Annotated in this window: 25 protein-coding genes and 1 pseudogene; 10 read left to right on the top strand and 16 right to left on the bottom strand. The window is 66.5% G+C overall.

The genetic code is table 11. From position 1 onward, the window contains the following. Nucleotides 1-29: 29 nt before the first annotated feature. The 11 genes from ACYVD0_RS14270 to rsxA form a co-directional block, all read right to left on the bottom strand. Entirely contained in the window at nucleotides 30-725 is a 696-nt protein-coding gene (locus tag ACYVD0_RS14270; protein WP_460427417.1) for a molybdate ABC transporter permease subunit, read from the bottom strand. Continuing rightward, nucleotides 722-1,510 carry a molybdate ABC transporter substrate-binding protein gene (gene modA, locus ACYVD0_RS14265; protein WP_460427416.1) on the bottom strand — a complete coding sequence of 263 codons (789 nt, stop codon included), beginning with the start codon at nucleotides 1,508-1,510 and terminating at the stop codon, nucleotides 722-724. The genes ACYVD0_RS14270 and modA overlap by 4 nt, the downstream gene beginning before the upstream one ends. A gap of 492 nt (nucleotides 1,511-2,002) precedes the next feature. Further along, nucleotides 2,003-2,398, bottom strand: coding sequence for a NifB/NifX family molybdenum-iron cluster-binding protein (locus ACYVD0_RS14260; RefSeq protein ID WP_460427415.1), 396 nt, complete (start codon nucleotides 2,396-2,398; stop codon nucleotides 2,003-2,005). Continuing rightward, nucleotides 2,395-3,126 carry a dinitrogenase iron-molybdenum cofactor biosynthesis protein gene (locus ACYVD0_RS14255; protein WP_460427414.1) on the bottom strand — a complete coding sequence of 244 codons (732 nt, stop codon included), beginning with the start codon at nucleotides 3,124-3,126 and terminating at the stop codon, nucleotides 2,395-2,397. The genes ACYVD0_RS14260 and ACYVD0_RS14255 overlap by 4 nt, the downstream gene beginning before the upstream one ends. Nucleotides 3,127-3,150: 24 nt before the next feature. Next, the gene (locus ACYVD0_RS14250; RefSeq protein WP_460427413.1) at nucleotides 3,151-3,411 is read right to left on the bottom strand and encodes an RnfH family protein; all 261 of its coding nucleotides are present in this window, start codon (nucleotides 3,409-3,411) and stop codon (nucleotides 3,151-3,153) included. Nucleotides 3,412-3,435: 24 nt separating this feature from the next. Then, nucleotides 3,436-4,155 (bottom strand): electron transport complex subunit E, encoded by a 720-nt coding sequence (locus ACYVD0_RS14245; protein ID WP_460427412.1) that lies wholly within the window; start codon nucleotides 4,153-4,155, stop codon nucleotides 3,436-3,438. A 13-nt stretch (nucleotides 4,156-4,168) separates the two neighbouring features. Next, nucleotides 4,169-4,858 (bottom strand): electron transport complex subunit RsxG, encoded by a 690-nt coding sequence (gene rsxG, locus ACYVD0_RS14240; RefSeq protein ID WP_460427411.1) that lies wholly within the window; start codon nucleotides 4,856-4,858, stop codon nucleotides 4,169-4,171. Beyond that, on the bottom strand, nucleotides 4,855-5,955 hold the full coding sequence (locus tag ACYVD0_RS14235) for an RnfABCDGE type electron transport complex subunit D (RefSeq protein WP_460427410.1): 1,101 nt from the start codon (nucleotides 5,953-5,955) through the stop codon (nucleotides 4,855-4,857). The genes rsxG and ACYVD0_RS14235 overlap by 4 nt, the downstream gene beginning before the upstream one ends. Beyond that, the gene (gene rsxC, locus ACYVD0_RS14230; protein ID WP_460427409.1) at nucleotides 5,952-7,442 is read right to left on the bottom strand and encodes an electron transport complex subunit RsxC; all 1,491 of its coding nucleotides are present in this window, start codon (nucleotides 7,440-7,442) and stop codon (nucleotides 5,952-5,954) included. The genes ACYVD0_RS14235 and rsxC overlap by 4 nt, the downstream gene beginning before the upstream one ends. 20 nt (nucleotides 7,443-7,462) lie before the next feature. Further along, entirely contained in the window at nucleotides 7,463-7,987 is a 525-nt protein-coding gene (locus ACYVD0_RS14225) for an RnfABCDGE type electron transport complex subunit B (protein ID WP_460427408.1), read from the bottom strand. 49 nt (nucleotides 7,988-8,036) lie between these two features. Continuing rightward, complete coding sequence (gene rsxA / locus ACYVD0_RS14220) at nucleotides 8,037-8,609, bottom strand: electron transport complex protein RnfA (RefSeq protein ID WP_460427407.1); 573 nt, start codon at nucleotides 8,607-8,609, stop codon at nucleotides 8,037-8,039. 429 nt (nucleotides 8,610-9,038) lie between these two features. Here rsxA and nifL point away from each other — a divergent pair, with 429 nt between their 5' ends. The 8 genes from nifL (at nucleotide 9,039) to grxD (ending at nucleotide 16,035) form a co-directional block, all read left to right on the top strand. Further along, entirely contained in the window at nucleotides 9,039-10,598 is a 1,560-nt protein-coding gene (gene nifL, locus ACYVD0_RS14215; RefSeq protein WP_460427406.1) for a nitrogen fixation negative regulator NifL, read from the top strand. Between the two features lie 19 nt (nucleotides 10,599-10,617). Next, nucleotides 10,618-12,186, top strand: coding sequence for a nif-specific transcriptional activator NifA (gene nifA / locus ACYVD0_RS14210; RefSeq protein ID WP_460427405.1), 1,569 nt, complete (start codon nucleotides 10,618-10,620; stop codon nucleotides 12,184-12,186). Between the two features lie 277 nt (nucleotides 12,187-12,463). After that, the gene (gene nifB, locus ACYVD0_RS14205) at nucleotides 12,464-13,975 is read left to right on the top strand and encodes a nitrogenase cofactor biosynthesis protein NifB (protein WP_460427404.1); all 1,512 of its coding nucleotides are present in this window, start codon (nucleotides 12,464-12,466) and stop codon (nucleotides 13,973-13,975) included. Between the two features lie 41 nt (nucleotides 13,976-14,016). Then, entirely contained in the window at nucleotides 14,017-14,295 is a 279-nt protein-coding gene (locus ACYVD0_RS14200; protein WP_460427403.1) for a 4Fe-4S dicluster domain-containing protein, read from the top strand. Nucleotides 14,296-14,306: 11 nt separating this feature from the next. Then, a complete protein-coding gene (locus ACYVD0_RS14195; protein WP_460427402.1) occupies nucleotides 14,307-14,750 on the top strand; it encodes a thioredoxin domain-containing protein in 444 nt (147 codons plus the stop codon). Next, nucleotides 14,750-15,337 (top strand): nitrogen fixation protein NifQ, encoded by a 588-nt coding sequence (locus ACYVD0_RS14190; protein WP_460427401.1) that lies wholly within the window; start codon nucleotides 14,750-14,752, stop codon nucleotides 15,335-15,337. The genes ACYVD0_RS14195 and ACYVD0_RS14190 overlap by 1 nt, the downstream gene beginning before the upstream one ends. Beyond that, nucleotides 15,334-15,696, top strand: a complete 363-nt coding sequence (locus ACYVD0_RS14185) for a thiosulfate sulfurtransferase GlpE (protein WP_460427400.1) — start codon at nucleotides 15,334-15,336, stop codon at nucleotides 15,694-15,696. The genes ACYVD0_RS14190 and ACYVD0_RS14185 overlap by 4 nt, the downstream gene beginning before the upstream one ends. Nucleotides 15,697-15,705: 9 nt before the next feature. Then, complete coding sequence (gene grxD, locus ACYVD0_RS14180) at nucleotides 15,706-16,035, top strand: glutaredoxin family protein (protein WP_460427399.1); 330 nt, start codon at nucleotides 15,706-15,708, stop codon at nucleotides 16,033-16,035. Between the two features lie 138 nt (nucleotides 16,036-16,173). On the opposite strand, the gene norR is transcribed toward grxD, so the two are convergent. Further along, nucleotides 16,174-17,724, bottom strand: coding sequence for a nitric oxide reductase transcription regulator (norR, locus tag ACYVD0_RS14175; protein WP_460427398.1), 1,551 nt, complete (start codon nucleotides 17,722-17,724; stop codon nucleotides 16,174-16,176). A gap of 169 nt (nucleotides 17,725-17,893) precedes the next feature. Between norR and hmpA the strand changes: the two genes are divergently transcribed. Both hmpA and ACYVD0_RS14165 read left to right on the top strand, forming a co-directional pair. Further along, nucleotides 17,894-19,075, top strand: coding sequence for an NO-inducible flavohemoprotein (hmpA, locus tag ACYVD0_RS14170; protein WP_460427397.1), 1,182 nt, complete (start codon nucleotides 17,894-17,896; stop codon nucleotides 19,073-19,075). A 92-nt stretch (nucleotides 19,076-19,167) separates the two neighbouring features. Further along, on the top strand, nucleotides 19,168-19,989 hold the full coding sequence (locus tag ACYVD0_RS14165; RefSeq protein ID WP_460427396.1) for a formate/nitrite transporter family protein: 822 nt from the start codon (nucleotides 19,168-19,170) through the stop codon (nucleotides 19,987-19,989). 70 nt (nucleotides 19,990-20,059) lie between these two features. On the opposite strand, the pseudogene ACYVD0_RS14160 reads toward ACYVD0_RS14165, so the two are convergent. The 4 genes and pseudogenes from ACYVD0_RS14160 to ACYVD0_RS14145 form a co-directional block, all read right to left on the bottom strand. After that, nucleotides 20,060-21,327 (bottom strand): annotated as a pseudogene (locus ACYVD0_RS14160) (MFS transporter); the annotation flags it as partial. A 697-nt stretch (nucleotides 21,328-22,024) separates the two neighbouring features. Then, the gene (locus ACYVD0_RS14155) at nucleotides 22,025-22,687 is read right to left on the bottom strand and encodes a peroxiredoxin (RefSeq protein ID WP_460427395.1); all 663 of its coding nucleotides are present in this window, start codon (nucleotides 22,685-22,687) and stop codon (nucleotides 22,025-22,027) included. 601 nt (nucleotides 22,688-23,288) lie between these two features. Further along, nucleotides 23,289-23,411, bottom strand: a complete 123-nt coding sequence (locus ACYVD0_RS14150; RefSeq protein ID WP_460427394.1) for a hypothetical protein — start codon at nucleotides 23,409-23,411, stop codon at nucleotides 23,289-23,291. A gap of 99 nt (nucleotides 23,412-23,510) precedes the next feature. Further along, on the bottom strand, nucleotides 23,511-23,703 hold a 193-nt coding region (locus ACYVD0_RS14145), incomplete at its 5' end, for a hypothetical protein (RefSeq protein WP_460427393.1).

Below are 23,703 nucleotides of genomic sequence, written 5' to 3'. Positions count from 1 at the left end.
GCCAGGGAATCGGGGAGGGTCGCCGGCCGCTATAGGGCTCCCAGCCGGCGCAGCACGGCGAACAGCGCGAGGGAGATCAGGCCGAGCAGCAGCGACAGCACGGCGGCGCGCTCGAACTCGCCGCCGCCGACCGCGTTGAAGATCTCCAGCGACACCGTGGTGGTGCGCCCGGAGACGTTGCCGCCGAGCATCAGGGTGATGCCGACCTCGCCGAGCGAGCGCCCGAGGCCGAGCACCAGGCCGGCGGCCAGCGGCCCGCGGATATTCGGCAGCAGCACGCGCAGGAAGATTTCCAGCTCGCCCTTGCCGAGCACCCGGGCCGCCTCGCCGAGGCGCGCGGAGAGGCTTTCCAGCGCCGACTGCACCGGCTTGACCACCAGCGGCAGGCCGGCGACCAGCGAGGCGATCAAAACACCCCAGAAGGAGAACACCACCTCCACGCCCCAGGTCTCGCCCAGCCAGACGCCGAGCGGGCCGCGCCGGCCGAACAGCATCAGCAGCAGGAAGCCGGTGGCGACCGGCGGAAACACCAGCGGCAGGGTCACCAGTGCATCGACCAAACCGCGCCCGGCCCAGCCCGGCCGTGCCAGGGCATAGCCCAGCGCCAGGCCGAGCAGCAGATGCAGCGCCAGGCTGGCCAGAGCCACCTCGGCGGTCAGCCGCAGGGCATCGGCGACCAGCGGCTCGGCGAGCACGCCGGCCAGCGACCGCAGCGGCTCGCTCACAGGCCGTGCCGGGTCAGGATGGCCCGGGCCTCGGGGCTGGCCAGGTACTCGGCCAGCGCCTTGACGCCGGGCAGGCTCTCGCGCCCTTCGACGACACCGGCGACGATGCGGATTTCGTCGTGCAGCGCCGGGTCGATCTCGACGAAACCGCCGATGCGCTCGCGCACGCCGAGGGCGTCGGTGAGATTGACGAAGCCGGCATCGACCTCGCCGCTGACCAGATAGGCGGAGACCTGCGGCACGTTGGCCACCATGAGCAGCCGGCCCTCGAGCCTTTGCGCCAGCCCACTGCGCGCGAGGAACTGGCTGGCGGCCTTGCCGTAGACTGCTTGACGCTCGTCCGGCAGGGCGATGCGGGCGAATGTCGGATCGACGAGATCCTCGGGCTTCGCCAGCGTCCAGCCCGTCGGCCAGGCCAGCACCAGACGGCCACGTCCGGCCGGCAGATAGCGGGCGAAGGCGATCTGCCCGGCGCCTTCGAGGAAAGCCTGATCGCCGAACACCAGGGCCACCTTGTCGCTCTGGCGGGCCTGCGCCAGCACTTGGCCCATGTTGCCGAAGAAGGGCTCGATGCGGATCCCGCTGCGGCGCTCGAAGGCGGCGGCCAGTTCGCCGACCGGGCGCTTGTAGCCAGCCCCGGCGGCGATGGTCAGGGATTCGGCGGCAGAGGCCGGCAGAGCCCCGATAACGGACAGGCAGGCCAGCGCCAGCCAGAGGCGAAGCCCGCGCGCACGGCGACGGAGTGCGCAGTCAGCGGCCAGCGCGAGAAGGGTGGACAGATTCATGCTGTCATGGCTCCTATTTTCTATATATATAGAAATACAAGGCATATGACATGCCATTGGGCAGCAATCACGGTGAGAAAAATAAAATATTAAAAATCAATTACTTATATAGAAAAAGAATCGGCCTGCAGCCAGGCTTCGCTCGAAAATCGAAAATTGTTATATGCACAACAATACATATAAATAAAATGTCGGGAACTCGACAGGCGGGCGCAAGCCGCCCAGGCCAGGCGTCGGGCGCGCCGGTCACAGGCAGAGGGGGACGATAAGGGGAGATCCTGGCACACAGGAACATTGCGGCGGGAAAGGCGGCAGCGCATGGCGCACCGGCCGCACGTTCAAGGCGAAGCGGTAGGCGGGATGACAGGACACCAGAAGCGAGGGAAAGGGAAAGCCGGGTGGTTCCCCTCCCCCGACCGCGGGAGAGGAGGAAAACCCGTGCATGCCGTCAGCAGGCCGGCTCGACGGCGTGCAGGCGAGTGAGGCGCGGCGTTAGTGCTGGTGCCCTTCCCCGCCGCAGGAGTGCTCGTCGTGCGGCTTGCCGGGCGGCAGCTCATTGGCCAGCCAGGCCTTGACCGCCTGCTCCGGGTCGCTCTCGCCGGTGGTGAGCAGAGTCACCCCGCGTTCGCCGAGGCGGCGGATGACCCCCTCGCCGGCGGTCGCGGCGATGGCCAGATCCATGCCATGCAGCGGATGGCGCTCGGGGTAGTCGGTGACGTGCCAGTTGTGCAGGACAGCCTGCTCTTCCAGCTCGATGGCGTAGATGTGCACCGGCGCCTGGCCGGGCCAGACGTCGAACACCACCCAGCGCTGGGCACGCCCGGCATGGTCGGCCACGCGGCCCTGGCGATCGACCGCCACGGCAATCAGTCGACGTTCTTCGCTCATGCCTTGGCCGCCTCTTCCTCGTCATCGGAAACGGAGAAGCGCACGCGCTCCTCGGCGGCGACGCCGAGGAGCTTGGCCAGCCACGGCGGCGGCGAGCCGGCCATGACCGACTGCAGCTCGGCGACGGCCTCGAGCGCCGCACCGCCCTTGGGCTTCTTCAGCGGATGGATGCCGGCCCTGACCACCTTGGCTGCCGCCGGTCCGCCAATGGACACCACGTAGAGCACCTGACAGTCCTGGATCTGCTCGACACGCCAGGCGTTCTTGTCCTCGGCCAATGCCGCGTCCAGGGTCGAACGGATGTCGACCAGCGCCTTCTCCTTGGCGCTCACCTGATAGACGAGAAAGCGCAGGCAGGAGCCGAAGTGCCCGTCCAGCTGCTCGCCGTTGTTGGAGGCAATGGCTACGCGGATCGAGCCTTCCGGCATGCGCTCCAGCTTCACCGGCTGGGGCAGGCTGTCGACCTCGGTCTCGCCCCAGAGGATACGTACCGCATCCTTCAGCGCCGTCATGGGGGTGTCGAGCATGTCGACATCTTCCTCGGAGCCGGCCAGACCGATCTTCAGGTCGGTGACGCTCACACCTTGCAGGCTCTCCTCGGTCAGCGGACCATCGATCTGCTGGTGCAGGATTTCCAGCAGCTGGCCGACCGTGGTACCGGGCAGAGCCCTGGCAGCCAGGGCAATGCGCAGGGCAGTTTCGCGACTCATGTTCACGGGGGTTACCATAAGCGGCCTCCTGGGCGACTGAACTCAATCGTCATCATCGTCGTCATCGTCATCCACCCGCGTGATGCGCTGGTAGACCTCCACGCGGTCGCCTTCCTTGAGCGGACTGTCCAATTTGACGAACTTGCCGAATACCCCGACCTTCTGCTTCTTCAGGTCGATGTCCGGGCAGCAGCGCAGCAGTCCGGACTGCTCGATCGCCTGCTCCACGCTGCAGCCATCCTCCACCTTGCAGCTGAGCTGGAGGGGCTTGGCCGGATCGGCGTATACCACTGAAACTCTCATCTTGACGTCACTCCTCGGCCAGGATCACTGCAGAACCACCAGCTCGCCATGGGTCTCCTGCCGCCGTTCGGCGCGCTTGCGGTCGATCACCCGCTTGGCGGCCAGCAGGAAGCCCAGGACGATGAAGGCGCCCGGCGGCAGGATGGCCAGCAGAATGCCCTGGAAGTCGGGCAGCACGGTGATCTCCAGCCACTCGAAATGCGGGCCGAGCAGCGAGGATGCCTGGGCGAACAGGGTGCCGCTGCCAAGGATCTCGCGGATGCCGCCGATCACCACCAGCACCCAGGTGAAGCCGATGCCCATGCCGGCGCCGTCGAGCATCGAGGGGATCACCGGGTTCTTGGTGCAGAAGGACTCGGCACGGCCGAGTACCGCGCAGTTGGTCACGATCAGCGCGATGAACAGGCCAAGTACCTTGTACATCTCGTGCATCCAGGCATTCATCGCCATGTCGATCAGGGTCACCACGCCGGCGATCACGCCAATCATCACCGGGTTGCGCACTTCCGGGGAAATGGTGTGGCGCATCGCCGAGATGATCGCGTTGGTGCAGATCAGCACCAGGGTGGTGGCCAGGCCCATACCCAGGCCGTTGGTAGCGGTGGTGGTCACCGCCAGCGCCGGGCAGAGCGCGAGCATCTGCACCAGGGCGACGTTGTAGTCCCACAGGGCCGAGTTGAAATAGTGCCACGGCACCTTCTTCTTTTCCGGTGCACTGGCGACGGGTGCTGCGCATTCACTCATGGTTAGGCTCCTCTTACTCGGCTTTCAGCTGCTCGGCATGCCGGACCTGGAACTGCAGGCCCTGGAGCACGCTCTTGACCACGGCACGCGGGGTGATGGTGGCGCCGGCGAACTGGTCGAACTGGCCGCCGTCCTTCTTCACCTTCCACTTTTCCAGCGCGGTGTTTTCCAGGGAGAGGCCGTCGAAGACCTTGATCCAGTCGCTGCGCGAGGCCTCGATCTTGTCCGCCAGGCCGGGGGTTTCCTTGTGCGCCAGCACCCTCACGCCGAGGATCTTGCCCTGGGCGTCGAGGGCGACCATCTGGTCGATAGGACCGCCATAGCCGATGTTGCTGACCTGGAAGACCACCGCGGTGAGCTTGCCCTGCAGGCGCGCCGGATAGACCTCGACCTCGCCGAGGTCCGAATCCTGCACCTTGAAGCCGTCGGACAGCGGATTGTTGTCGTACAGCGCATCGGGCAGCACCTGGCGCAGCATGGCCAGGCGGTCCTCCAGCATCTGGGCGGCGATGGTGCTGTGGGTCAGGGCGTTGGCGACCAGCAGAGTCAGGGCCACCAGGGCGCAGATCAGGCCCAGCGACAGGCTCTGGTAAGCCACCAATGGGCGCCAGCGCTCCAGGCGTTCGAGGAGCGAGGGTTTGCCCGCGACCGTCTCGGCGGGCGCGGTGGCCTCCTCGGCCGGGGTCATAGTCGTCTGGTTCATACCTTGTCCACCTCTTTAACCTGACTGGTCCACTTGGCGGCGATCAGCGGCTTGCCCCGTGCGTTGCGGCCGTAGGCGCGCGGCCGCCAGTACCGGTCGATCAGCGGGGTCAGCGAGTTCATGAAAAGCACCGCGAAGGCCACAGCCTCGGGGAAGCTGCCCCAGGCGCGGATCACGAAGATCAGCACCCCGCAGCCGACGCCGAAGATCAGTCGCCCTGTGCGGCTGATCGGCGAGGTGACCGGATCGGTGGCGATGAAGAAGGCGCCCAGCAACAGGCCGCCGGAGGTCAGGTGATAAAGGCCGCCGGCATAGCGCTCGGGGTTGATCAGATAGGCGAGGGTCGCCATCGCCAGCACGGTTGCCAGCATGGAAACCGGGATCTCCCAGTGAATGATGCGGCGCAGCACCAGCCAGAGGCCGCCGACCAGCAGCAACAGTTCAGAGGTCTCGCCGAGGCTGCCGGCGGTGCTGCCGAACAGCGCCGAGAGCAGGAGGAAGTCGCTGGAGAGGATTTCCTCGGCGCTGCGGTTGAGGGTCAGCTCGGTCTTCAGGTTGCCCAGCGCGGTAGCGCCGGTCATGCCGTCGGCCAGCGGGGCGCCGCCGAAGGTGATCGCCAGGCTGTCGAGGAAACCCGGAGCCGACGCCGAAAACAGCGGGCTGGGCAGCGCCCAGGTGGTCATCTGCAGCGGGAAGGCGATCAGCAGGGCGACGCGCGCCAGCATGGCCGGGTTGAAGATGTTCTGGCCGATGCCCCCGTACAGCTGCTTGCCGATGCCGATGGCGAAGACGCTGCCGCCGACGCCGATCCACCAGGGTGCCCACGGCGGCAGGGAAATCGCCAGCAGCCAGCCGGTGAGCAGGGCCGAGCCGTCCAGCAGGCGGCGCATGGGCTGACCCAGCAGGCGCAGGCAGACCGCCTCGGTGGCCAGGGCGCTGATACAGGTGACCAGCCACAAGTTGATCGCCGGCCAGCCAAACATCACCAGGCCGAACAGGGTAGCCGGCAAAAGTGCCAGACACACGTCCAGCATGATGCGGTTGACCGAGGAGCGGTCGTGGGCAAACGGCCCTGCCGCGACGCTGATGGTGCTCATGACTCTACCTCATTGCTCGACTTGGCGGCCTTCGCCTTCGCTGCCTTGGCTGCCTTGGCCGCCTCCTTGGCGGCTTTGGCGGCTGCCTTGGCGGCCTCTTCTTCTGCCAGACGCGCGGCGCGGGCCTCGGTCTGACGCTTGATATGGTCGGTCTTGCGCGCCGCGCTGCGGCGTTCGTCCTGCTGGCCCTTGGCATACTGGAAGTAGTGCACCAGCGGGATGTGCGAGGGGCAGACGTAAGAGCAGCAGCCGCAGAGGATGCAATCGCGCAGGCCGTATTCGCTGGCCCCGTCGTAGTCGTCGACGCGGGCACGGACGGCCATGTCCAGGGGCGCCAGGCCCATCGGGCAGGCGTCCACACAGCTCGCGCAGCGGATGCACGGCGCCGGATCCTTGTTCGGCAGCTCGTGCTGGGCCAACGCCAGCAGGCCGGTGGCGCCCTTGATCACCGGCACCTGGGTGGAGGGCAGCACGGAGCCCATCATCGGCCCGCCGAGCAGCAGCTGGTCGGGGGTGCCGATCAGGCCGCCGCAGGCGTCGAAGAGCGCCTGGGCCGGCGTGCCGATCAGCACATCGAGATTCTGCGGAGTCTTCACGCAGGCACCGGAGACGGTGACCACCCGCGAGATCAGCGGACGGCCGTAACGCAGGGCCTGCTGGATGGCGTACACGGTACCGGCGTTGTGCACCAGCACGCCGACGTCGGTACTGCGTCCGCCGGCCGGCACTTCGCGGCCGGTGACCGCCTGGATCAGCTGCTTGGCCGAACCCATGGGATAGAGCGCCGGCACCGCCACCACCTCGACGGCGCCGAAGTGCTCGGCGGCCGCCCGCATGGCGGCCAGGGCCTCGGGCTTGTTGTCCTCGATGGCGATGACCACGCTGTAGGCGCGCAGGATGTGCTGGATCAGCCGGGCGCCGTCGACGACGGCCTCGGCGCGCTCGCGCATGATCCGGTCGTCGCAGGTCAGGTAGGGCTCGCACTCGCTGCCGTTGACCACCACGGTCTTGATCTCGTGGCGGGTGCCCTGCTTGAGCTTGACCGCCGCCGGGAAGATGGCCCCGCCGAGGCCCACGATGCCGGCCTGGGCGACGCGCTCGGCGAGCACCAGCGGGTCCTCGGCGAACGGATCGGCGGGCACCTCCAGATCGATCCAGCGATCCTCGCCGTCGCACTCGAGAACGATGCCGTTGGCGGTAAGGCCGGACGGGTGCGGCGCCGGGATCGGCCCCACGGCGACGATGCGCCCGGAGCTGGGCGCGTGTACCGGAGCGGAGACTTCCGAGGGCGGGACGGCCAGCAACTGGCCCTTGAGCACCGTGTCGCCGACCTTGACCAGCGGCAGGGCTTCGGCCCCAGCATGCTGGCGCAGTGGCAGGTAGAGGCGCGGAGGCAGCGGCAGGCTGCCGATGGGCAGCGTCGCCGAAAGGTCCTTGTGGGCAGCCGGATGGATGCCGCCGCGGATACTGGAAAGGTTGAAGAACATGCGAAGGCTCCGTAATCGACTCAGGCGGCGGCGGGCTTGTTCCAGCGCCAGGTGTCCAGGGTCTGCTCCTGCGGGACCAGGAGGACGCAATCTTCCGGACAGGCGTCACGGCACTTGCCGCAACCGGTGCAGGCATCCTCCAGCACCACGTGGATCTGTCCGCTGGCGCCGACGATGGCGTCGGTGGGACAGGCACGGTAGCAGCGGGTGCAGCCGATGCACTCCGAGGCCACGACCTGTGCCATCAGGGGGGCGGCCATCTGGCTGGTATCCAGGGTCACGCCGAGAATCGCGGCGAGCCTCTCGGCCAGGGCCACGCCGCCGGGCGGGCAGCAGGTGACTTCGGCGGTCCCCTCGACCATCGCCACGGCGGCGGCGCCGCAGCCGGGGAAGCCGCATTGCCCGCACTGACTGCCCGGCAGCAGTTCCCCGACCTCCTTGATCAGGGGGTTTTCGTCGGTCACCGCGAACTTGCGCGCCGCGTACCCCAGGCCACCGCCCAGGAGCACGCCCATCAGTGCCAGTGCCAGAGTTGCCACTACCATAATTTGCCCTCCTCTCGTCGCCGGCTGCGCCGGCCGTCCAGTGTCAGAATCAGATCAGGCCGCCGAAGCCCATGAAGGCCAGCGCCAGCAGGCCGGCGGTGACGAAGGCGATCGGCGGACCGGAAAAGGCGGCCGGCACATTGGCCAGGGCCAGGCGCTCGCGCAGACCGGCGAAGATGATCATGATCAGCGAGAAGCCCAACCCCGAGCCCAGGCCGAACAACGCAGCCATGGTCAGGTCGTGGCCTTCGCGCACGCTGAGCAGCGGCACGCCGAGCACGGCGCAGTTGCTGGTGATCAGCGGCAGGTAGATGCCCAGCGAGCGGTGCAGCGGCGGACTGATCTTGCGGATGATCAGCTCGATGAGCTGTACCATGCCGGCGATGACCACGATGTAGGCGAGGATGCGGATGAAGCCGATGTCCAGCGGCAGTAGCACATAGTGTTCGAGCAGCCAGCTGCTGGCGCCACCGAGGGTCATGACCAGGGTGGTGGCCACGGCCATGCCGATCGAGGGGTCGAGCTTGCTTGACACGCCCATGAACGGACACAGACCCAGAAAGCTCACCAGCACCACGTTGTGAACCAGCACGGTGCCCAACAGAAACAAAATGTACTCCATAGCGACCTCACCCACTCGGCTGAACCTTGTCGATGCACCTTTGTCGGGCGCAACTCTGTTGCCGAGTGTTTGTGCATCAAGCATGCCACTGCTCGAAATTTACACAGCCGCGCCTTGCAAGCCCCGAAAAAATTGACCTAAATCAATGAACAGCTTCGCCATGCCGGCCGCCTATCCACCCGGCGCACCCGGTTTTGTAAGGTTTGTGACAGCTCGTTACGGTGCCTGCCGCCCAGCTTGTGCGCTTTCGCACAGCTAGAGAGCGATTAGCTGGAAACCCGTTGTTCCACGGTTTTCCCCGAGCCACTAGGCGTGCCTGGGCATTCGATGTACGGCACAGGATTTGCAAATTTTTTTCAGGCCAAACGCGCCATTCCGGCAGACGCGCACTCCGCGCTCGCCGGTTCCCTTGGACAGACGAGGCACAGCATGACCCCGGCCAACCCGACCCTGAGCAACGAGCCGCAAGCGCCTCATGCCGAGAGCGACGAGCTGCTCCCCGCAATATTCCGCCAGACGGTGGAGCATGCACCCATCGCCATCTCCATCACCGACCTCAAGGCCAACATCCTTTATGCCAACCGCGCCTTCCGCACCCTCACCGGCTACGACAGCGAGGAAGTGCTCGGCAAGAACGAATCGATGCTCTCCAACGGCACCACGCCGCGCCTGGTCTACCAGGCGCTGTGGGGCCGGCTGGCGCAGAAGAAGCCCTGGTCCGGCGTGCTGGTCAACCGGCGCAAGGACCGCAGCCTGTACCTGGCCGAACTGACCGTGGCGCCGGTGCTCAACGAGGCCGGCGAAACCATCTACTACCTGGGCATGCACCGCGACACCAGCGAGCTGCACGAGCTGGAACAGCGCGTCAACAACCAGCGCCTGATGATCGAGGCGGTGGTCAACTCTGCGCCGGCGGCGATGGTCGTGCTCGACCGCCTGCACCGGGTGGTGCTGTCCAACCCGAGCTTCTGCCGCCTGGCACGCGACCTGGCCGAGGACGGCCGCAGCGAGAGCCTGGTGACGCTGCTGCGGGAAAACCTCGCCATCCCCTTCGAGGCGCTGGAGAGCAAGGGCACCGCCTTTTCCGGCAAGGAGATCTCCTTCGACCTGGGCGGCCGCGCGCCGCGCTGGCTGTCCTGCCACGGCCGGGCCATCCACATCGAGGACGAGCAGGCCCACGTGTTCTTCGCCCCCACCGAGGAGCGCTACCTGCTACTGACCATCAACGACATCTCCGAGCTGCGCCAGAAGCAGCAGGACTCGCGGCTCAACGCACTGAAGGCGCTGATGGCCGAGGAGGAGCTGCTGGAGGGCATGCGCGAGACCTTCAATGCCGCCATCCACCGCCTGCAAGGGCCGGTCAACCTGATCAGCGCGGCGATGCGCATGCTCGAGCGGCGCCTCGGCGACCAGGCCGGCAACGATCCGGTGCTGAGCGCCATGCGCGAGGCCAGCGCCGCAGGCATGGAGGCGCTGGACAACCTCAGCGGCTCGATTCCGGTGCGCCAGGGCGAGACCAAGATGCCGGTCAACCTCAACCAGCTGATCCGCGAGGTGATCACCCTGTGCACCGACCAGCTGCTGGCCCAGGGCATCGTCATCGACTGGCAGCCGGCACTGCGCCTGCCTTGGGTGATGGGTGCGGAAAGCGGCCTGCGCAGCATGATCAAGCACCTGATCGACAACGCCATCGAGTCCATGAGCCAGAACCAGGTCAGTCGCCGCGAGCTGTTCATCAGCACCCGGGTGGAGAACCATCTGGTGCGCATGGAGATCACCGACAGCGGCCCGGGCATCCCGTCCGACCTGGTGCTGAAGGTGTTCGAGCCGTTCTTCAGCACCAAGCCGCCGCATCGCGTCGGGCGCGGCATGGGCCTGCCGATGGTCCACGAGATCGTCTCCAAGCACTCCGGCATGGTGCATGTCGACACCACCTATCGCGAGGGCTGCCGGATCATCGTCGAGCTGCCCTTCTCGGCCTCCACTTGAACAGCGACAGGGAATGCCCATGAATGCACCCATCCCTCAGCGCTCGACCAAACAGACCCAGGTCGAACTCTATGACCTTCAGTTGCAGGCCTTGGCGAGCATCGCCCGCACGCTCAGCCGGGAGCAGCAGATCGAGGAGCTTCTCGAGCAGGTCCTGGCGGTGCTGCACAACGACCTCGGGCTGCTGCACGGCCTGGTGACCATTTCCGATCCGGAGCACAGCGCCCTGCAGATCGGCGCCATCCACACCGATTCGGAAGCGGTCGCCCAGGCCTGCGAAGGCGTGCGCTACCGCAGCGGCGAAGGCGTGATCGGCAACGTACTCAAGCACGGCAACAGCGTGGTCCTCGGGCGCATCTCCGCCGACCCGCGCTTTCTCGACCGCCTGGCGCTGTACGATCTGGAAATGCCGTTCATCGCCGTGCCGATCAAGAACCCCCAAGGCAGAACCATCGGCGTGCTGGCGACCCAGCCGGACTGCCGCGCCGACGAGCACATGCCCGCGCGCACGCGCTTCCTGGAGATCGTCGCCAACCTGCTGGCGCAGACCGTGCGCCTGGTGGTGAACATCGAGGACGGCCGCGAGGCCGCCGACGAGCGCGACGAACTGCGCCGCGAGGTGCGCGGCAAGTACGGCTTCGAGAACATGGTGGTGGGCCACACCCCCTCCATGCGCCGGGTGTTCGACCAGATCCGCCGGGTCGCCAAGTGGAACAGCACCGTGCTGGTCCTCGGCGAATCCGGCACCGGCAAGGAGCTGATCGCCAGCGCCATTCACTACAACTCGCCGCGCGCACACCGCCCGCTGGTGCGCCTGAACTGCGCAGCGCTGCCGGAAACCCTGCTCGAATCCGAGCTCTTCGGCCACGAGAAGGGCGCCTTCACCGGCGCGGTGAAGCAGCGCAAGGGGCGCTTCGAGCAAGCCGACGGCGGCACCCTGTTCCTCGACGAGATCGGCGAGATCTCGCCGATGTTCCAGGCCAAGCTGTTGCGCGTACTGCAGGAAGGCGAACTCGAGCGGGTCGGCGGCAACCAGACGGTGCGGGTCAACGTGCGCATCGTCGCCGCCACCAACCGCGACCTGGAAAGCGAGGTGGAGAAGGGCAAGTTCCGCGAGGACCTCTACTACCGCCTGAACGTCATGGCCATCCGCATCCCGCCGCTGCGCGAGCGCACCGCCGATATTCCGGAACTGGTGGAATTTCTCCTCAGCAAGATCAGCCGCCAGCAGGGTCGCCCGCTGACCGTCACCGACAGCGCTATCCGCCTGTTGATGAGCCACCGCTGGCCGGGCAATGTGCGCGAGCTGGAGAACTGCCTGGAGCGCTCGGCGATCATGAGCGAGGACGGCACCATCACCCGCGACGTGGTCTCACTGACCGGGGTCGACAACGAGACTCCGTCGCTCGCCGCCCCGCTGCCCGAGATCAACTTCGCCGACGAGAGCCTGGACGACCGCGAGCGAGTGATCGCCGCCCTCGAACAGGCCGGCTGGGTGCAGGCCAAGGCCGCGCGCCTGCTGGGCATGACGCCGCGGCAGATCGCCTACCGCATCCAGACCCTCAACATCCACATGCGCAAGATTTGACGGGAACCCCCGGCAATGGATGGCCGGCCCCCCTCCCTTTCCCCGAATCCGTCCGCTGCGGACCTCCGCTCACGACGGGAGCCGCCGGCCCCCTCCCTGGCCGTTTCGCTTGTCGCTTGTCGTACAGAAGCGCCCGCATGGCTGTTCGGATTTGTCCGTTGCGCGACAAACCGGGCCCCATATTTTCAACTAAATCCTTTAAAAACAGTAATTTAATTAATCGGCACGGGTATTGCTCAACTCCTGTGGTAAAGACTCTCTCAGCCGGAGACAGACCATGGAACTGAGCGTACTTGAGCAAAACAATGGGGGGCAGCACAGCGCTGGCGGCTGCTCCTCAAGTAGCTGCGGCAGCACGAACGATCAGCTCTCCCACCTGCCGGAAAATATTCGCGAGAAGGTGCACAACCATCCCTGCTACTCGGAAGAGGCGCACCACTATTTCGCGCGCATGCACGTGGCGGTGGCCCCTGCCTGCAACATCCAGTGCCACTACTGCAACCGCAAGTACGACTGCGCCAACGAGTCGCGTCCGGGTGTGGTTTCCGAAGTGCTGACCCCCGAACAGGCGGTCAAGAAGGTCAAGGCCGTGGCCGCCAACATCCCGCAGATGACCGTGCTCGGCATCGCCGGTCCCGGCGACCCCCTGGCCAACCCGCAGCGCACCCTCGAGACCTTCCGCATGCTCAGCGAGCAGGCGCCGGACATCAAGCTGTGCGTCTCCACCAACGGCCTGGCCCTGCCGGAGTGCGTCGAGGAGCTGGCCAAGCACAACATCGACCATGTGACCATCACCATCAACTGCGTGGACCCGGAGATCGGCGCCAAGATCTATCCGTGGATCTACTGGAACAACAAGCGCATCCGCGGCAAGAAGGCCGCCAAGATCCTCATCGACCAGCAGCAGAAGGGGCTGGAGATGCTGGTGGCGCGCGGCATCCTGGTGAAGGTCAACTCAGTGATGATCCCCGGGGTCAACGACGAGCACCTGAAGGAAGTGAGCAAGATCGTCAAGGCCAAGGGCGCCTTCCTGCACAACGTCATGCCGCTGATCGCCGAGCCCGAGCACGGCACCTTCTACGGCGTGATGGGCCAGCGCAGCCCCGAGCCGGAAGAGCTGCAGGACCTGCAGGACGCCTGTGCCGGCGACATGAACATGATGCGCCACTGCCGCCAGTGCCGCGCCGACGCGGTCGGCATGCTCGGCGAGGACCGCGGTGACGAGTTCACCCTGGACAAGATCGAGTCGATGGAAATCGACTACGAGGCGGCCATGGTCAAGCGCGCTGCCATCCATGCCGCGATCAAGGAAGAGCTGGACGAGAAGGCCGCGAAGAAGGCGCGGCTGGCTGGCCTGTCTGTTGCATCCGTACAGAACAACACGACCGGCAGGTACCGTCCGGTGCTGATGGCCGTGGCCACCAACGGCGGCGGACTGATCAACCAGCACTTCGGCCATGCCACCGAGTTCCTGGTGTACGAAGCCTCGCCGTCCGGGGTGCGCTTCATCGGTCACCGCCGGGTCGACCAGTACTGCGTCGGCAACGATACCTGCGGCGAGAAGGAAAGTGCGCTCGCCGGCAGCCTGCGCGCCCTGAAGGGGTGCGAGGCGGTGCTCTGCTCAAAGATCGGCTTCGAGCCCTGGAGCGATCTGGAGGCCGCCGGCATCCAGCCCAATGGCGAACACGCCATGGAGCCTATCGAGGAAGCAGTCATGGCGGTCTATCAGGAAATGATCGAGTCGGGTCGCCTAGAGAATGACGGAGCCCTGCTGCAGGCCAAGGCCTGAGCAGGGTACGAGACAATCCGAGGATTGCGTGGAGGTGCGTGATGGCGCTGAAGATTGTGGAATCCTGTGTCAATTGTTGGGCATGTGTCGATGTCTGTCCGAGCGAAGCGATCTCTCTGACTGGCAGACACTTCAAGATCAGTGCGAGCAAGTGCACTGAGTGCGATGGGGACTACGAAGAAAAGCAGTGTGCGAGCATCTGCCCGGTCGAGGGGGCGATCCTGCTTGCCGACGGCACCCCAGCCAATCCCCCGGGTTCGCTGACCGGCATTCCTCCAGAGCGCCTGGTCGAAGCCATGCGCGAAATCCAGGCCCGCTGAGGAGAGCCGACATGACCAGCACCAGCATTGTCTTCTACGAGAAACCCGGCTGCGCCACCAACCGCCTGCAGAAGCAGCTGTTGCGCTCGGCCGGCCTGCAACTGGAAGTGCGCAACCTGCTCAGCGAGCCCTGGACGCCCGAGCGCCTGCGGCCGTTCTTCGGCGATCGTCCGGTGGTCGAGTGGTTCAACCGCTCGGCGCCGGTAATCAAGTACGGCGAACTGGATCCCCAGCAGCTGACCGCCAGCCAGGCGCTGGACCTGATGCTGACCCATCCGATCCTGATCCGCCGCCCGCTGATCAGCTACGGCTCGCAGTGCATGGCCGGTTTCGACCTGGTCAAGCTGTGCACCCACCTGCCCGGCAAGAATGACCTGCCCGATTCCGACTCCGAACCGGAAAGCTGCTCGGTCGGCCGGAGCTCGATCGGTTGCCTGGCCGCAGGGAGCCAATAATGCTCCAAACAGAGGCCTGCCAAGAGGCCGCCCCGCAAGCCGTGCGCCATGAGGGTGCCAACCGCCCCTGGCTGGAGCAGATCATCCAGTCCCAGCGCGGCGGCCTGAGCTGTCTGCCGTTCCGTCTGGGCCTCGACGAGCAGAACTACGCCGAGTTGATCCGGACTCATTTCCCCGCGCTGGCTACCCAGAGCAGCGCCGACTTGGGCCTGCTGGCCCACGAATGCAGCGAGCTGCGCGAAGACCTGCTGGAAATGCGCCGCGACGAATGGGAAGAACTGCGCAACCTGCTGCTGGACAGCCGGCACGGCAGCGACCCGGAGGAAGTCTGGATGGCCAGCATCCTCGCCGCCGCCTGCCTGGGAGGCGACCATCTGTGGCGCGACGTGGGGCTGGAGTCGCGCGAGCACCTGCAGGCTCTGCTGATGCACAACTTCCCCAGCCTCGCCGAACGCAACGTGCACAACATGCGCTGGAAGAAGTTCTTCTACAAACAGCTGTGCGAACGGGATGGCGGCTACGTCTGCCGTTCGCCCAGTTGCGAGCAGTGTCCCTCCCACCACGACTGTTTTGGAGCAGAGGTATGACCCCATTCGCCCGCATAAATATCGAGCAAGCCGAGGCCCTGCTGGCCAGCCAGGACAACGTCATGCTGCTGGATACCCGCGATGCCCGCGCCTACTGCCAGGGGCACGATGCGCGCGCCATCCATCTCAGTGACCTTAACCTGCGCACCCTGCTGAAGGTCACCCCGAAGCAGGTGCACCTGATCTTCAGCTGTGCCGATGGCGATTCCAGCCAGGACATGGCACGCCTGTTCGGCGAATTCGGCTTCATCAACTGCTACAGCCTGGAAGGTGGCTACGCCGCCTGGAAGGCCAGGCCGCCGCGCGCGGCCAAGGCACGCGGCATCAGCGCGCAGCAAACCGCTGCCCTGCTGGGATAGGAGAGAACCATGCAAGTACTGGACACCGAAGCACGCATTCGCAAGCAGATCGCCGAGAACCCGGTGATCATCTATATGAAGGGCACCCCCGCGGCACCGGAATGCGGCTTTTCCCGCGCCGCTGTCGGCGCTCTGAGCAAGACCGGCAAACCCTTCGCCTTCGTCAACGTGCTGACCGCCCCACACATCCGCGAGAAGCTGCCGAAGCTTTTCCAGTGGCCCACCTTTCCCCAGCTGTTCGTCAACGGCGAACTGATCGGCGGCTGCGACATCGTCCTGGAGATGGAAGCCGACGGCAGCCTGCAGGAGCTGCTGGAAAAGGCCACCGCCCAGGCCTGAGCGGATCGCCAGCGCCCGGCGTCCCCAGCGACCCGCCGGGTGGTAGGCGCCGGGCGCTGCCTTTTGCGCATCTCCCTCTCTTCAAGCATCTTTGTAACCTGTTGATCCTTAAGGGGGTCTCTCGCAGGAGCCGCGGCTTTAGCGCAACCCCAGGCGCCTGCCCAGACGGTGCAGATTGGCGCGGTCCACGCCGAGTGCACGAGCTGCGGCGGCCCAGTTGTGGCTGTGCGCCTCCAGAGCAGCGAGGATCCGCTCGCGCTGGAAGCGCTCCACCGCCTGGCGCAGGTCGCCCGTCGCCGGGGCGTGGCCGGCGGCTGTGACGGCCGAAGGCGCCTCGCCGTCCGGCGCGCCCGGCAGATCCAGAAACTCCGGGCCGATGCTGAGAACCCGCCGGTGCTCGCCGCGGGCCATGGCCCGGAGCGCGGCACGGCCGATCAGGTGCTCCAGTTCGCGCACGTTGCCCGGCCAGTCGTAGGCGAGCAGCGCGGCCTGGGCCTCGGCGCTCAGGCGCAGGCCGCGCAGACCGAGGCGGGCGCGGTTCTCCTCGAGGAAGAAGCCGGCCAGCAGCAGCACGTCGCGACCGCGCTCGCGCAGCGGCGGCACCGGCAGCGGATAGACGCTGAGACGGTGGTAGAGATCGGCGCGGAAGCGCCCGGCGCGCACCTCGCCGGCCAGGTCGCGGTTGGTCGCGGCAATCACCCGCACGTCCACCCGGTGTTCGCGGTCGGAGCCCAGCCGCTGCAGCTGGCCACTCTGCAGCACCCGCAGCAGCTTGGCCTGCACCACCAACGGCAGCTCGCCAACCTCGTCGAGGAACAGCGTGCCGCCGTCGGCCAGCTCGAACTTGCCGCTGCGCTCGGCCACCGCCCCGGAGAAGGCGCCGCGTACATGGCCGAACAGCTCGCTCTCCACCAGGGTGTCGGGCAGCGCCGCGCAGTTCAGGCTGATCAAGGGCTTGTGGGCGCGCGCCGAGGCGGCGTGAATGGCTTGCGCCACCAGCTCCTTGCCGACCCCGGTCTCGCCGCTGACCAGCACGCTCAAGTCGCTGCCGGCGACCACCGCGATCTCCTCCACCAGGCGCCGGTGGGCGCGGCTCTGGCCGATCAGCTCGTGGCAGCCCTGACGGTCGACGGCCTCGCGGTAGGCCTCCATCAGCCGCTCGTCGCGCTCGGCGCGGCGGGTCAGTGCACTGATCCGCTCGCCGACCTGCACGGTGGCGGCCGCCAGACTGGCGAAGGCCTCCAGGGTGGCCAGGTCGATGCCGTCGAAGCGCGCCGGGTCCAGGGCATCCAGGGTCAGGAGGCCCCAGGGGCGTTCGTCCAGGTACAGCGGACAGCCGAGGCAGTCGTGGATCTCCAGCTGGCTGGAGACCCCTTCCACCAGGCCGTCGTAGGGGTCCGGCAGGCTGCAGTCGCTGGCGAAGCGGGTGGCGCCGCGACGCTCCAGCAGCGCCCGCAGGCGCGGCTGCTCGTCGAGACGGAAGCGCCGCCCCAGGGTATCCGGACTCAGCCCGTCCACCGCCAGCGGTACCAATGTGTCGCCGTCCAGGCGCAGCAGCGCCGCGGCGTCGGTCGGCAGCAGCCGGCGCAGGGTGCCGAGCAGGCGCCGGTAGCGTTCGGCCTCAGGCAATTCGCGGGTCAGGTCGGCGACCAGCGGGAGGAAGGCGTCGAGCAGCGGAGGCGTAGTCATTTCGATAACATGCTGTCTGGTTGACTACGATCTACCGTAGTCAATCAGACAGCAATAGGCAACCAGCCGGTGATTTCCGCGGCCTGTAGCCCTGGCACGAAAACTGATGACGCTTCCCGTATTCCCCGCGGCCGATCCGGCCGTCCATCGCACGCTACAGGAGTCACCCATGCTGACCGAACAACAACGCGCCATCATCAAGGCCACCGTGCCGCTGCTGGAAACCGGCGGCGAAGCCCTGACCCGGCATTTCTACCGGATCATGCTCGCCGAGTACCCTGAAGTGCGCCCACTGTTCAACCAGGCCCACCAGGCCAGCGGCGAACAGCCGCGGGCGCTGGCCAACGCCGTGCTGATGTACGCCCGGCATATCGACCGCCTGGAGGCGCTCGGCCCGCTGGTGGCACAGATCGTCAACAAGCACGTGTCGCTGCAGGTGCTGCCGGAGCACTACCCAATCGTCGGCACCTGCCTGCTGCGCGCCATCCGCGAGGTGCTCGGCGCGGAAACCGCCAGCGACGCGGTGCTCGACGCCTGGGGCGCGGCCTATGGGATGCTCGCCGAGCTGCTGATCGGCGCCGAGGAGGCGGCCTACGCCGCCAGTGCCGCGGCCCCGGGCGGCTGGCGCGGGGCGCGGACGTTCCGCGTGGCGCGCCGGGTGGTGGAGAGCGAGGAAATCCTGTCCTTCCATCTGTGCCCGGAGGACGGCGGCGCGCTGCCGTCCTTCCTGCCCGGCCAGTACATCGGCCTGCGTCTGATCCTCGATGGCGAAGAAGTACGCCGCAACTATTCGCTGTCGGCGGCGCCGAACGGCGTGGCGTACCGCATCAGCGTCAAGCGTCACGCCGAGGGCCGGGTATCCCGCCACCTGCATGACGAGGTGCGGGAAGGCGACCTCCTGGAGCTCTTCCCGCCGGCCGGAGAGTTCGTCCTGGACGCATCGAACAAGCCGCTGGTGCTGATCGGTGCCGGCGTCGGCGTCACCCCGCTGCTCGCCATGCTGGAAGCCGCGCTGCCTGGCGGACGGCCGATCCGCTTCATCCACTGCGCACGGCACGGCGGCGTGCAGGCCTTCCGCCATCAGATCGAGGCGCTGGCCGGGCGGCATCCGCAGCTGCAACCCTTCTTCTGCTACAGCGAACCGCGCGCCGAGGACCGCGCCGACACCAGCGGCCGGCTCGACGCAGAACGCCTGGCCGCCTGGCTGCCGGTGGAGCGTGATCTGGAGGCCTATTTCCTCGGCCCGCAGCCGTTCATGGCGCAGATCAAGCGGCAACTGCGCGAACTCGGCGTGCCGCAGGAGCAGTGCCACTACGAATTCTTCGGCCCGGCGCAGGCGCTGGAGAGCTGATCCACCCGCCCGGCGCCGGTGGACAGGGCGAAGCCTTCCCCTCTAGAGTGCGCCCTCTGCCGACGCCGGGTCGGTGCAGCGGAGCCTTTTCCATGGCTAAAGAACAACTTTTCGGCGACGTCTGCCAGCCGGCGCAGATCGCCCGGCGGATCGAAGGCATGGGCGTCGCGAAGACCCGCGTCGACGTCCTCACCCTGCTGGTGCTGGCGGTGCTCGCCGGTGCCTTCATCTCCCTGGCCGCTCTCCTCTATACCGTGGTGCTCACCGGGAGCGACCTGGGCTTCGGCCCCACCCGGCTGCTCGGCGGCCTGAGCTTCTGCCTGGGCCTGGTGCTGGTGGTGATCGGCGGTGCCGAATTGTTCACCGGCAACAACCTGCTGGCGATGGCCTGGGCGAGCCGGCTGATCGGCAGCCGCGAGGTGCTGCGCAACTGGGCCCTGGTCTACCTGGGCAATGTGGTTGGTTGCCTGGGCACGGTGCTGCTGGTGGTCTGGGCAGGCACCGCCAGCCTGGGCGACGGCACGGTGGGGGAAATGGCGCTGAAGATCGCCCGCGGCAAGGCAGAGCTCACCCTCGGCGAGGCCTTCGCCCGCGGCATCCTGTGCAACGCCCTGGTGTGCCTGGCGACCTGGCTGGCGATGGCCGGGCGCAGCGTGACCGACAAGATCCTCGCCATCCTCTTTCCCATCGCCGCCTTCGTCGCTCTCGGCTTCGAGCACTCGATCGCCAACTGGTTTTTCCTGCCGTTCGGGCTGGTGCTGGATGGGCAGGGTACGGTGTCGCTCGCCGGCGCCGTCGGCAACCTGCTCGCAGTGACCGCCGGCAACCTGGTCGGCGGTACCCTGCTGGTCGCCGGCATGTATTGGCTGGCCTATCTGCGCGACGGCAACGGGGTGGAAGAACGGCTGTCCTGAGCTGCACCGGCATTTCCGATCCGCAAAAGCGAAGGGGGCCGAAGGCCCCCTTTTGCGTGACGAATGATCCTCAGCCTTCGAGCTTGCGCGGTGCCATGAAGTACATCCAGGTCAGCGCGAGGAAGTACATGCTCGGGATGATGGTGAACAGCAGGGCATAGTTGTTGTCGGTGGCGGTCAACACGTAGCCGACGATCTGGGTCATGAACATGCCGCCGATCGCTGCGCACATGCCGCCGAAGCCGAACACCGTGCTCATCAGGTGCTTGGGCGTGTAGTCCATCACCAGGCTCCAGATGTTGGCAGTCCAGGTCTGGTGCGCGCCGACGGCCAGGGAAATCGCCAGCACCGCGATCCACAGGCCGCTGGCATTGGCGGCGAACACCACCGAGCAGATGCAGGTGGCGAAGATCAGCATCGACACCAGGCGTGCACGGATCGGATTCACCCCGCGACCGATCAGGAAGGACGAGAGGATGCCGCCGCCGATGCTGCCGAAATCGGCGGTCAGCCAGATGATGATCAGCGGGATGCCCATCTGCGTGACGTTGATGCCCAGGTTGTACTGCTGGTTGAGGAACGGCGGCAGCCAGTACAGGTAGAACCAGAACACCGGTGCGGTATGTAGGCCCCGGCAAAGGCCCAGGTGCCGCGCCGGCGCAGGATGCTCGACAGGGGCACCTTGACCGGCTCGGGCTCGACTTCCTTCTGGATGTAGGCCAGCTCGCTCGACTTGACGGTCGGGTGCTCCTCCGGGTTGAAGTACTTCAGGGCCCAGAACACCGCCCACACCAGGCCCAGCACGGCCATGCTCAGGAAGGCGGCCTGCCAGCCCCAGACGCTGAGGATCAGCGGCAGCAGCGCGGGGGTGACCATCGCGCCGACATTGGTGCCGGCGTTGAAGATGCCGGTGGCCAGGGCGCGCTCGCCGGCCGGAAACCACAGGCGGGTGGTCTTCACGCAGGCCGGATAGTTGGCCGCCCCGGTCAGGCCGAGGATGAAGCGACAGACCATGAAGCCGACCGCCGAGGTCGCCAGGCCGTGGGCGCCGGTGGCCAGGCTCCAGAGCAGCACGGCGAAGAAGAAGGCGCGCTTGACGCCGACCTTGTCGATGACGCGGCCCTGCAGGAAGAAGCCGACGGCGTAGCCGACCTGGAACCAGAAGCTGATGTTGGCGTAGTCCATGGTGGACCAGCTCATCTCCTTGGCCAGGATCGGCTGCATCACGCCCAGCGCGGCGCGGTCGATGTAGTTCAGGGTGGTGGCGCAGAACACCAGGGCGAGCATGCCCCAGTGTACCTTGCCGACGGCGAGGGCGGCGCGGACCTTGCTGCCGACCGGCTCATGGACCTATGCAGGGGAATCGGCAGCCGTGGGTAGAGCCGTGGAATTACCTTGCGAAGTGAACATTTTCAGTAGTCATCCGTTCGGGGACCAGGAGTGCAGCAGCCCGGTCGGGCCTCTTTCGTGTCCCAGTAGCCAACGCCGGCGGAGCGGAGTGTCCTTTTTCTGGCGTGTAGCGGACCACCCCGCCTGGCGGCGGGAATGCTCAGGGTTTACTGGTTGCGGTATGGCGCAGGTTCAGCGCAGCGAGTTCAGCAGAAAGCTGACAGGTCGCGACTAGACCGCGGGATGACGCAGGCGGACGACGGGCGGGGCGAATGCCGCCGGAGCGGAACACCGATGGGAAAAGCGCAGGCTTGGCGGAATTGAAATATGCACATGAGCGTTTACCGATTTTGAAGTTGTTATAACGGGCTCTGGTTGCCCAGCGAATATGCTTGCAACCTGAGGGCAATCTTGGCCAGTGCTCAAAAAAGCGTCAATCGACCGATCGGGCTTCCGTTCGATAATCGAACAGAACTAACCGTTCGGTACATTTTCCGCCGCTCCGCCATCGGCCTCGCCCCCGAGCGCAGCATCCGTGCGGCAAGCCACGACCGCGCGCCGGCGCTCGCCCGGTACGCGGTCGCGATCGTCCGGCGCCGTTACCCGCCGGCTTCAGGTGCAGGGGATCTTTCGTGCACCGCGCGGCTCAGGCCGCGGATTGCTTGACGATGCGCAGGTAGGGCTTGGGCGCCCGCCAGCCCTGTGGAAACAGCTGCTTCGCCTCATCATCGGACACCGAGCCGGCGATGATCACGTCTTCGCCCGGCTTCCAGTTGACCGGCGTCGCCACCTTGCACGCCTGCGTGAGCTGTATCGAGTCGAGCACCCGCAGGATCTCGTCGAAATTGCGGCCGGTGGTCATCGGGTAGGTCATCATCAGCTTGATCCGCTTGTCGGGACCGATCACGAACACCGAGCGTACCGTCGCGTTGGCGGCGGGCGTGCGGCCTTCCGAAGTCCCGGGCTCGTCCGCGGGCAGCATGTTGTAGAGCTTGGCTACCGTCAGGTCGGGGTCGCCGATAATCGGGTATCTGGGAAGACAGCCCTGGGTTTCCTCGATGTCCCTGGCCCAGGCGTGGTGGCTCTCGACGGGATCGACGCTCAGGCCGATGAGCTTGCAGTTGCGCTGGCTGAACTCCGGTTCGATCCGGGCCATGTAGCCCAGCTCCGTGGTGCATACTGGCGTGAAGTCCTTGGGGTGGGAAAACAGGATCGTCCAACTGTCACCGATCCACTCATGAAAGCGGATCCGGCCCTGGGTGGTCTCGGCGCTGAAGTCGGGGGCGATATCATTGATGCGTAAAGACATGAGCGAAGCTCCTGCATAAGTCATTCGAGCGGCGAGTCCCGCCGGCGATTGGCGACGCCCAAAGGCCAAGACAACCACTTGCGCCGAACGCCAGCCACGGCTGGACGCCCCGCGGCTGGCTGGATGCGAACACGCCGGACATGGCCTGCTGGTGAGCGCAGGCTCTGCTTAGGTATAAACGCACACGCGCCTTATTCAAGCGCAGCGCCCGGACGCGGACCTCGAACCGGGGCCAACTCTAGATCTCTCAGCTCCAGGGCTGCGGTCGGTCTGCGCCTCGGCCGCCTCGCGCAGCAGCGCGAAAGCCTGCTGCAGCAGGTACTGCAGGGCCAGCGGGCCGACTCCAACCAGGCGCGCTCTCGAATCTGCGGAAAAGGGATACCTGGCCGGAATGCGAACCACGGCGGGCATCCTCGATACCCAGCAGCGCCTGTTCGAGGCGCGCCGCGCCCGGCCCAATACCTAACTCGACGTGCTCGGCGGTTACGTCGCCCTGCACACACCCGCACCGGCCCGCCTGGACCGCAAGCTGCTGTAGCAAGTGCAGAGTCTGCTGTGAAGTCGGGAAGGGGAATATCGAAGGGTGGGTAACCGCACGGCGTCAGCCACCCGACCGAGAGCAGTGCCGCGGGGCGTCCGCCGTGGCGAAGATGAAATCGTCGGCGGAGAACTGAGCGAAGTAGTTGCCCTCCAGCGCGATCTCGATGGGAAGGCGCTCGAGCAAAACGGTCCACGCGTTTCTATGGGTAAGGGTGGAGAGGACTCCATCGGCTCATCCAGCGGTCGGCAACCGGCAGGGTTGCCGACCGCTGGGACCAGCGCCTCAGACGATCTGATCGGCCGGCAGGCTGCTGGTACCGATTACCTCGAGCTCGGTGGCTACCGGTTCGCCAGTACCAGGGTCCGCCACGGGGGCTGGATCGACCGGAGCCGCTGCGACGAAAACGATATTGCTCGCGGAGAGCGCGGCGGAATGGTTGCCGTCCAGGGCCACCTCGAAGGTCCGGCCCTGGGCG

Source organism: Azotobacter armeniacus, assembly GCF_054779355.1.
The sequence above is the reverse complement of the archived record's forward strand: the minus strand, read 5'-3'. Positions and strand labels throughout refer to the sequence as shown.